This is a genomic window from Mobiluncus sp., from assembly GCF_034180645.1.
GTDB lineage: Bacteria > Actinomycetota > Actinomycetes > Actinomycetales > Actinomycetaceae > Mobiluncus.
Genome location: NZ_JAXFNY010000017.1, coordinates 1 through 9,087 on the forward strand (window position 1 = coordinate 1; position 9,087 = coordinate 9,087).

Here is a 9,087-nt window from a genome sequence, read left to right on the forward strand (position 1 = left end):
GTAAAATGAACCATGAAATGGAAACACGCCCTAAACGCGTTCTCCATCACCCTCGCCGACCGCATGCCAGACGCGAAGGAATACTAGAAATAAAACCGCCACTTACACACTAAATGAGATAGTCCCGACGGGCAAAACCCCGCAAGAGCGGGGTCTTGTCGAAGGTAATACCGGCCCGGTGGTTAGCAGGCGCGGATGGCGTAAGCAAGGGCTTGGTCGCGGCTGGTGAAGTAGTAGGGCGATATTCCGGTCAGGTCGTAAAACCCGTTGCCGTTGGAGAGGTATCGGTGGACGTACCAGATTCGACCCTCGTCTTGTAGGTAGGTTTGGTGCAGGACGTGGAGGTACCCGGTTCCCTTGATGATGTCGTGCTCATTGTAGAGCTTGTTGAGTCGTTCCAGGGTCGTGGTGTTCATTACTTGCCCTCGCTTTTCACATATTCGACGAGGTCGTCCATTTTGGTGCTTTCCAGCATGTTGAGCATGGCAACCCCGCGCTGCATGCCTTCGCTGATTTTCTCGAGGCGTTCGAGGTTGACCGGCCCGTAGGATGTGGTCTGGATGCGCCGCCGTCTTCGGGGTTCCAGCACAGTTCCGGCGTGTAGTCTTCCCAGTTGGTGGGGGTAATCGCGATGGCGTTCCATTCGTATTCGGGGTGAATCTGCCAAATCGTGTAGCCCAGTCGTTCGGCGCGTGCCACCAAGCATTGCGTGTTTTCCTGTTCCAAACTCTTCAGGGTTTTCGTTTCCATTGTTTTGCCTTTCGTTCATTGTTGTTTCCGGTTCAATCCGGTATGTATATACAGCCATACTCTCCGACACATATCAAGCCGTTTTCGTTGATATTCCAACGAAAAATTAGTGAACATCATCACTCAAATGGTCTTTTCAACCGGTTGCATAAAAAGTGTGTCTTCCATGGTAGCTTCATGGAAGACACACTCTATAGGAGGAGTTCTTTACTTCTACCCTTCTAAATCGAGATGCACGCTTGCCTTGTCGAGGCGTTTTTGTATCGCGTCTTTCAGGACCTCGTTGGCCTGGTCTTGGTTCTGTTTGAGCATCTGGGTCCAGAAGTTTCCGGCCCCCATCGTGTCGCCTTCACCGACCGTCTTGTTCACATAATTCATAGCCGCCAATGCTCCGGCCAGCTGGTCCACTTTCGCCAAGGCTGCGTCAGTGCCTTTTTCCGCGGCCATCTTGTACATCATGCCCAGGCTTGACTTTTGCTCATCAGTCAAGGAACTCGCCACAAAGCTAACGCGGTCAGAATACTGGTCGAAAATCTTCAAATAATCTTCCGTCTTCGATTTTGTGTTTCCGGCACCAAACAAATCGGTCAAACCGTTCTTGCCTGAAACCCCATTCGAGTCCGCGCTGCCCAACTTGGCGTTTACCGCGGACCAAAAATCATCAATGTTCTGACGCCAGTTAATCACGTTCTGTGCCTGCGCACTAGGCGTCGAACTCACACTCACATCACCCTTCGAGGCGCCCGGAGAGTAAGCATAAATCACCTGACGGATGTCCTCGAAAGTCGACAGGCTCTGACGTGGACTAATCTGACCAGCCAAAACATTATCCAAGTAGCCCGTCGGAATCAGGTTGTCCTGCATCGCAGACGACGACAAAATCTCGGTAGTCAAAGCCATCTGGGCATCAGTCAAACTCCGATTATCATCCAAATAAGACCCCGTCGCGTGCCAGCCCGCCTGGATCCCCGCGACCGCCAGGTCAACCTCCGCGCCCATCCCGGCAACCGCATTGGCCTGCGTCAACACCCCCGAACTGGTCGCGAACTGGCCCGTAGCCCCATTAAAGTTAGCCTCCATAGCATTATTCATTGACGTTATCGAATGACCCGAAGCCGCATAATTCACAATGCCCCACACCAAAGTCGAAATAGCGTTCGTGCCACCATTGCTCATATCAAGACCATTATCATGGGCATAAACATACAAATTCGCAATCAGGTTACGCTCCTGATCCGTCAAAGCATCCGCCGGAGTGTACCCCTCACCGGAACTAAATGCCCCTTGACGACCATAGTTGTACTTGTAAATATGGGGCATATCTGTCCGGTTACCGCCTTCTTCAATGTAAAAGACGTTCTTCAACATATAATCCCAGCCGTCAAACCCGTCCTTCGCTGAGGACGTAGCCAAAGCCCCGCCGGTATGTTTCTGTTCGTAAGGCCCGTCGGTCGCGGTCGGGTCGAACGCGGCAACCGGCGTGGTGGTGGTTTCGGTTGCGGGCGGGGTGGTGATTTCTACGGTGTCCGCAATGGGGGAATTCAATAGCGTCCCCGGGCTGGTTGCCTGGGTTGCCTCGCTTTTCGTGGTGGTACCAGCGGTCTTTGCCTGCTGGGTCACACCAGCGGCAGCCGCGTAATTACTCAAACTAAGCGCATCCATGCTGACCATCTCCTCACATCCTGTGATTGATAACTATCCTTCTGTATATGTGACTACAAGACTGTCGTATCCTGGATCACTGTAAATAGGTCCAGGCAAACCGTTGGGGAAACGATGTTGAATCTGGAAAGATCCTTTTGCATATATGACGTTATATGCTCCTCCGGTAGCGTTCTGATTCGCATCAACAACCCTGAACTGTCCGATGGCTTCAAGGCCAGAGACGGGATTGACTAAGTTGTACCAGGGCGTGCAGGCCACGGGTTGATTTCCGTACGGCTGCGAATAGCATACCCTCCCCCATTCAACATGGTCGCCCTGATATCTGGTAATTTGTGCTGCTACAGAGGTGGCTACGTCGAGCGAATCCACATAAGCAGGAGCCGTGAAGTAAGTACTTGTCGGATCGACAGTGTCGTTGGGGGTATATACGCTATAGTGACGCCTGGTCAAACTCCACGAGCCGTCCGCAGCAAATGCGGGTCCTGCAACCATGAAGCTAACTACCATGGCGGCGACAGCTGCCACTATCCTACGCGTCTTCATCATTTCATCACTCTACAAGTCCTAGTCAACGGCACACAATACACCCATACATATTATACGGCTCTACGGAAGCGATGTTAAGAGGTTTTTTTATTAACTTTTGGCGGGGGCGGGGCTTGTGAGAAAGGCAGAAACAGCAAGCGCCGCCCCCAAGACTAAGAGACCCGCGCCCCGAACCCGGTGGCGGGTCGGGGCTTGGGGTTGTGGGGTCGGGGGTTTAGTAGTTTTCGTTGTGGAGGAACAGGTCGAGGGCGAAGTCGGTGTTGGCGTCGACGGGTTTGATATCCCAGCCGCGTTCGTAGGAGGCGACTGTCTGCTCGGCTTGACAGGCTTTCCGGATTATCACCGCCCGGGCGTTAACCAGTATCTTCAACTTCTCGAAGGTGGCTTCAGGTTCGTCCCCGGCGTAGATGCTCAACACCAGACCGTGCTCCTCCGCCTCGCGCCTGCTCTCCGTCTTGTCGGGTTCCGGTTGGGCATCTGGCTTGGAAGGTTCTGCCTCGGGGTTGGCGGGGGTGAATCCCTCGGTTTGGGCTTCCCAGCTCACCAGGTCGATGAGGCCTGGTTTGGTTTTCTTGCCCCAGGTGATTGTCCCGTCGGTGTCGAGAACGGTTTGGTCTATCTCGTAAGACCCGTCTTCACGCAGCTTGGCGGGGTGCTCGAGCATTGCTTCGAGGAACCGGGCGAGCCGGTCGAGTTGCTTGCGGTTTTTCACCACGTACTTCCTTGTTTTCATAATCCTTTGCCTTTCGTGCATATTCGGGTTGCCGATGTTTTCGGTATGTACATAATGTGAGATTTTTAGTTGTGGCTGGTCTGGGATCGGCTGGCAGGATTAGACCATAGCTCTGGTGGTGTGACTCGTGTACATACTGGCTCACGGATCGTGATCTGTTTATGAGAACTCGTGGTTTGTGGTGCTTTTTGGCTGACATGTCCGCTACCGGGGTTGTGGTCTGACCCGGCCGGTAAGCATTGGCTTGATTAGAAGCATGTCCGCCCTTTTTTTGGCGTGACTCGTCACAGTATTGCCAGCAAACCTTGTCCTAGACACGACTCTAAGAAGATGGAACCGGATCAGACCTCAAGGTAAGAAACAACCCGCAGTTTCAACAACAAGGAGGTTGAATCCATATGGCAATTGTCGCACACGTCTACCGTTTCATCGTAGGAGTCGATACACACGCCAAAAACCATGTCCTTTCCATCCTTGAATGCGCTACAGGTGCCCAAGTCGTCTGCCATTCATTTGCTAACACCACTAAAGGACACGCTCGCGCACAGACATGGATAGCCAGACATGTAAGCGTTAACACCTACGATACTTTGATATCGATGGAGGGAACAGCCTCCTACGGAACTAGGTTCCGCATGTACTTGGAGGAAGCAGGTTACCGGGTGGTTGAAGCCCCGCGCCTGTTGGTAAGGGGTCGTAATAAACTCGCTAAAAATGATGCAATTGATGCCTTCCAGATAGCTGCCAGAACTCTTAGTAAAGACGAAACCGAGCTGACTATCCCCAGGTAAGGCAATTATCGTGAAGCCCTACGAATCCTCCTAGCTGCGAGGAAACAACTCACCCGCGCCACAACCGTTAACATCAACTCGCTCACCGCTTTATCCCGCTGCACCGACCTTGGCATTGATGCCAGAAGATCGCTGTCTGTAAGACAGATTTACCAACTCGCTGGTCTTGAGCCACAGCCTGGGGACGCTATCGACGTGCTTGTCGCTAAACAAGAAGCATAGCGCCTAGCCAAAGCCATCATTGATGCTCGTGCGCAGCTGGTAGAAAACCAAGCCCAACTAGCGATGATCGTCCAGTTGGCAGCGCCAGGGCTACTGGAAATGCCAGGAGTAGGGCCCGTCACAGCGGCGCAGATGATTATTTCTTACTCCCACGTAGGAAGACTCAAAAGCGAGGCAGCCTTCGCAGCATTAGCAGGCACAAGCCCGATACCTGCCTCATCGGGTAACAAGGTGCGCTACCGGCTCAACAGAGGCGGAGACCGAGCGCTCAATAACGCTCTACACACCGTTGCCCTCATACGCCTGAAAACGATGAGCAGACCCGCGCATACATGGAAAAGCGGCTAGCTGAAGGAAAAACTAAACGTGAAACTATACGGCTAATAAAACGCTACCTAGCCCGCAAAATCTACCGGCTCCTCACCAAAGAACTAACCCACAACCAAGTCGCTCTCGCGGCTTGACAAATATAGAAGCGTCAGCCATAGGTTCCGCCACTTATCCAGCGGTATTCGCCCTTGTCAGCCATCAATTTTGAGAGGTATAGTCGCTGGCCCGGTCCACGTCCTTCACCACATCCAGGTACGCCAGTTGCTCGCCGTCGCGCTGGCAGGTGATCCCAGCGGCATCACCCGTAGCTTCGGCGTACCGGCGCAAAATCACCGAGGCATATTTCTCGTCCAACTCCATGCAGTAGCAGATGCGGTCAGTTTCTTCGGCTGCCATGAGCGTGGAGCCGGAGCCTGCGAACAAGTCGAGCACAATCGCGTTGGCCTGCGTAGAATACTTGATCGGGTAAGCCAACAAATCCAACGGCTTAGAAGTGGGATGATCTGAGTTCTTCCGGGGTTTATTAAAGTTCCAGATAGTGGTTTGTTTCCGGTCGGCATACCACTTGTGTTTGCCTCCTTGCTTCCAGCCAAAGAGCACTGGTTCGTGCTGCCACTGATACGGACTCCTGCCGAGTACGAGGGAGTCTTTAACCCAAATGCAACACCCGGACAGTTTGAATCCTGATTGGGTGAAAGCACGACGGATATTCAACCCTTCGGTATCAGCGTGGAACACATACGCCGACCCGCCCTTGTCCAACACAGCGTTCATGTTGGTGAATGCGGCCAGCAGAAACTCAAAGAACGTGTCGTTGTTCATCGCGTCATTCTTGATTTTCAAGCCGCCTGCAGATTCGAAGGCGACGTTGTAGGGCGGGTCAGTCAGCACCAGGTTCGCACTCTTGCCATCCATGAGCACCGCGACATCGTCTGGGTTGGTGGCGTCTGCGCACACCAGGCGATGCCGCCCAACGGTCCACACGTCGCCACGCTCAACAAACGATGTGGCTTCGAGAGCGGCGGTCAGGTCAAAATCGTCGTCTTCGATGTCGCCTTCGTCGAGGGAACCAATCAACTGTGCGATCTCGTCATCATCGAAACCAGTGAGTTCCGCGTCGAAGTCGGAAGCGTCAAGGTCAGCAATTAGCAGGGCGAGTTTGTTCTCGTCCCACTCCCCACTGATCTTGTTCAGGGCAACGTTGAGCGCTTTTTCTCGGGTCTCATCAAGCTCAACCACCACGCAATCCACAGCCTCGTTGCCGAGATCGGCGAGCACTTTCAGCCGCTGGTGGCCACCCACAACCCGTCCGGTGGTCTGGTTGAAAATGACCGGCTCGACATAGCCAAACTCCGTTAGCGAGCGCTTGAGCCTGTCGTATTCGGGGTCTCCTGGTGTTAGGTCTTTACGCGGGTTATATTCGGCGGGCTTCAGTTCACCAATCGGTAGCTGCTTGATCAGCACGATCCTTCACCTCCTCAAGGAGCTTGTTTATGAATGGTTCGGTGTTCTCCCACGGGCGGCCAGCACGACCCATGTGGCCGTACGTCGCCAGCCCCACGAAGACCGGGGCTCGCAGTCCGAGCGCGTCGATCATTGCCGCCGGGCGTAGCGGGAATACTGCCCGGGCGGCGTTGGTGAGCAGCCCGTCGGGGTGCTGGCCAGAGCCGAACGTGTCGACGTGGAACGCGACCGGATTGGCCTTCCCAATCGCATAGGAGACACTCACGTGGCATTCCTCGGCCAGGCCTACGTCGACGATTGTCCTGGCGATTAGCCGCGCTATGTATGCGCCCGTCCGGTCAACCTTGCTAGCGTCCTTACCACTAAACGCGCCACCACCATGCGGACCAAGCCCGCCATAGGTATCAACCATCAACTTGCGTCCGGTCAGCCCGGTGTCAGCGGTGGGCCCACCGGTGACGAACCACCCCGACGGATTCACCAACACACTTACAGGCACAGCACCTGGCAGGTGGGCCTCAATCGCCGGAGCCACAACCAATGCGTTGATTTCACGCTCGAGCACGTCCAGCGGCTTGTGCTCGTCGTGCTGTACCGAGACAACCACGGTGTCGATCCCAACAGGGGTGCCCAGCTCGTCGTAGACAACACTGACCTGCGCTTTGCCGTCCGAGTAGATGCCCGTGATCGTGCCCTGGGTACGGGCGGCATCCAGCCTGCGGCAAATGTCGTGGGCGAGCACGAGCGGCAGCGGCAGGCGCTGGGGCGTCTCGTTCGTGGCGTACCCGTAGAGAGTGCCTTGGTCACCCGCACCTTGGGTGGCGTACGCACTCTCGTCGCCGTCGCGGGCTTCCAACGAGGTGGTCTCGCCTGCGCTGATGTCTGCGGATTGGCGGCGTACCCACACGTAGATGAGGAACCGGTTCGGGTTGTACCCGGCCAGGCGCAGCGCCTCCCGTGCGCAGGCGCGCAGCTGTGGCCGGATGGCGGTGGTGATCTCGCCGGTGACGATGATGCGCCTGCCACTTGCCATGACCTCAATGGCCACGCGTGCCGTCGGGTCGCAGGTAAGAATGTCATCGAGGATGTGGTCTGCGATCAGGTCACACAGCTTGTCAGGGTGACCAATACACACAGATTCAGCAGTCCGAACAGACACAGGGGCTCCTTCCGAGAAGCTGTGAAACATGAAGAAGACCCACCCTCATCAGGGCAGGCCAAGAAGAAATCGAAAGATGTCAAGAGCGGGCTTTGAGTAGTTGCTCCATGACCTCGTCACCGGGTGTGGTGCCGGAATAATCGGTGGTGCAGGTAGCGCGCACGATGTCGAAAATCTCATACCAATACATATTCGCCTGCTTCCCAAACGACTGCGACATCGCCACAAAAGGGCTGGCGATCGCAGCCCCAGTGGTCGGGTGCTTACCCAGCAGACCGAACTTAGAAATCGCCTGCTCACACTGCACATAGCGGGCGAATGCCTGCGCGTACTGCTCAATCAGACGCTTAGAAACAAACCTGGTACAGCCACGCTCATCAAGCCAGCGCCACGTCTCCCTATAGACAATGTCAGCGCCGAGCGGGTTCCCGTCCCTCTGCACAGCCGCAAGATAAGAACTCGGCTCCGGCATCGCCTCCCCAGCAAGCACTGCCCCGTCACCAATATCGGTGCCGTTCAGGTCGAACACATCCAGCTCGGCTGGGGTCGAAAGTCGTGTGGCTGGCCGACCGGCTGCGAGCTTGTCGTTCAACGCATCCGGTTTCGCGCCAGCGCGCACCCTGCGTCCGCCACGGTTTGTGCCGTCACGAGCCATGCGTCCTCCAGTACGATAGGAAGTGGTGGATAAAGGTAGGTAGACATGGGAAACGTAGTTGTAGTCTGGGAGGAAGACCTTCCCTATATTCCCTTACAGGTCTGGCAAGTCGTCACGGATTTAACGAACTGGCAATGGCGCAGCGATCTATCAGACTGCACGATCACTGATGAACAAAGCTTTATTGAGACTCCGAAAAAGGGAAAACCTATAAGGTTTCGAATAACCCGCCTGGAATAACCTCACATCTGGGAATTCCGCATGGATTCACAAACTCTGATTGGCACATGGCAAGGCACCTTCGAGCCGAACGAAAATGGTGGCTGCCGAGTCAAATTCACCGAAGACGTCACCCTTCGAAACAAACTAATTCCAAACTGGATAGCAAGAAGATTCCTCACTGCCTATCAAACCCAGTACTTCCGTGACCTAAGAGCTGAACTTCAATCACGCTACGACTAGCCCATGTTTTAACATCAGTTATCGTCACGAACGGAAGTCCCGCATATCCCCTGTCCGAGGCTTATTCCACCACTTTCGCCCTCCTTTGCGGTGAGCGTTCCCTGCGAAGTCTGCGCGCTTGGGGGTTAATACCCTGTTTGATTCCAAGTATTTCTGCGCGGTTGGCCGAGCCCGCTGAGGAGCAGACCAGCTGTAGAGATCCACCCGCCCCCACCCCCTCGCCACACGCGCCGCGTCGCCACGTGCCAGGTGAACTGCCTCGAAGTCGGCACAGGTGAGGGTCGGCAGGGAGGCCGCGACAGGCGGGTAC

12 protein-coding genes and 1 pseudogene are annotated in these 9,087 nt (G+C 55.1%); 3 read left to right on the forward strand and 10 right to left on the reverse strand.

What is annotated here, in order from left to right:
* Positions 1–182 precede the first annotated feature (182 nt).
* From SPI05_RS07515 to SPI05_RS07540, 6 genes are all read right to left on the reverse strand, one after another.
* On the reverse strand, positions 183–416 hold the full coding sequence (locus SPI05_RS07515) for a hypothetical protein (protein ID WP_321077513.1): 234 nt from the start codon (positions 414–416) through the stop codon (positions 183–185).
* Complete coding sequence (locus SPI05_RS07520; RefSeq protein WP_321077514.1) at positions 416–808, reverse strand: hypothetical protein; 393 nt, start codon at positions 806–808, stop codon at positions 416–418. Before SPI05_RS07520 ends, SPI05_RS07515 begins: the two co-directional genes overlap by 1 nt.
* Before the next feature lie 155 nt (positions 809–963).
* The gene (locus tag SPI05_RS07525) at positions 964–2,412 is read right to left on the reverse strand and encodes a hypothetical protein (RefSeq protein ID WP_321077515.1); all 1,449 of its coding nucleotides are present in this window, start codon (positions 2,410–2,412) and stop codon (positions 964–966) included.
* 33 nt (positions 2,413–2,445) lie between these two features.
* Positions 2,446–2,961, reverse strand: coding sequence for a branched-chain amino acid ABC transporter substrate-binding protein (locus SPI05_RS07530; protein ID WP_321077516.1), 516 nt, complete (start codon positions 2,959–2,961; stop codon positions 2,446–2,448).
* Positions 2,962–3,175: 214 nt separating this feature from the next.
* A complete protein-coding gene (locus SPI05_RS07535; RefSeq protein WP_321077517.1) occupies positions 3,176–3,694 on the reverse strand; it encodes a hypothetical protein in 519 nt (172 codons plus the stop codon).
* Between the two features lie 341 nt (positions 3,695–4,035).
* Positions 4,036–4,203: a hypothetical protein gene (locus SPI05_RS07540; RefSeq protein WP_321077518.1), complete on the reverse strand. Its 168-nt coding sequence runs from the start codon at positions 4,201–4,203 to the stop codon at positions 4,036–4,038.
* Here SPI05_RS07540 and SPI05_RS09015 point away from each other — a divergent pair.
* Entirely contained in the window at positions 4,165–4,485 is a 321-nt protein-coding gene (locus SPI05_RS09015) for an IS110 family transposase (protein ID WP_414601979.1), read from the forward strand. The genes SPI05_RS07540 and SPI05_RS09015 overlap by 39 nt on opposite strands.
* A 312-nt stretch (positions 4,486–4,797) precedes the next feature.
* A pseudogene (locus SPI05_RS09020) lies at positions 4,798–5,171 on the forward strand (transposase); the annotation flags it as partial.
* A gap of 64 nt (positions 5,172–5,235) precedes the next feature.
* Here SPI05_RS09020 and SPI05_RS07545 read toward each other — a convergent pair.
* From SPI05_RS07545 to SPI05_RS07555, 3 genes are all read right to left on the reverse strand, one after another.
* The gene (locus SPI05_RS07545) at positions 5,236–6,501 is read right to left on the reverse strand and encodes a DNA methyltransferase (RefSeq protein WP_321077519.1); all 1,266 of its coding nucleotides are present in this window, start codon (positions 6,499–6,501) and stop codon (positions 5,236–5,238) included.
* On the reverse strand, positions 6,473–7,660 hold the full coding sequence (metK, locus tag SPI05_RS07550) for a methionine adenosyltransferase (protein ID WP_321077520.1): 1,188 nt from the start codon (positions 7,658–7,660) through the stop codon (positions 6,473–6,475). Before metK ends, SPI05_RS07545 begins: the two co-directional genes overlap by 29 nt.
* Before the next feature lie 79 nt (positions 7,661–7,739).
* Positions 7,740–8,315 (reverse strand): P27 family phage terminase small subunit, encoded by a 576-nt coding sequence (locus SPI05_RS07555; RefSeq protein WP_321077521.1) that lies wholly within the window; start codon positions 8,313–8,315, stop codon positions 7,740–7,742.
* A 261-nt stretch (positions 8,316–8,576) separates the two neighbouring features.
* Between SPI05_RS07555 and SPI05_RS07560 the strand changes: the two genes are divergently transcribed.
* The gene (locus SPI05_RS07560) at positions 8,577–8,777 is read left to right on the forward strand and encodes a hypothetical protein (RefSeq protein WP_321077522.1); all 201 of its coding nucleotides are present in this window, start codon (positions 8,577–8,579) and stop codon (positions 8,775–8,777) included.
* A 24-nt stretch (positions 8,778–8,801) separates the two neighbouring features.
* Here the strand turns inward: SPI05_RS07560 and SPI05_RS07565 are convergent.
* Positions 8,802–9,087, reverse strand: a 286-nt coding sequence (locus SPI05_RS07565) for a hypothetical protein (protein WP_321077523.1), incomplete at its 5' end; no start/stop codon positions are given.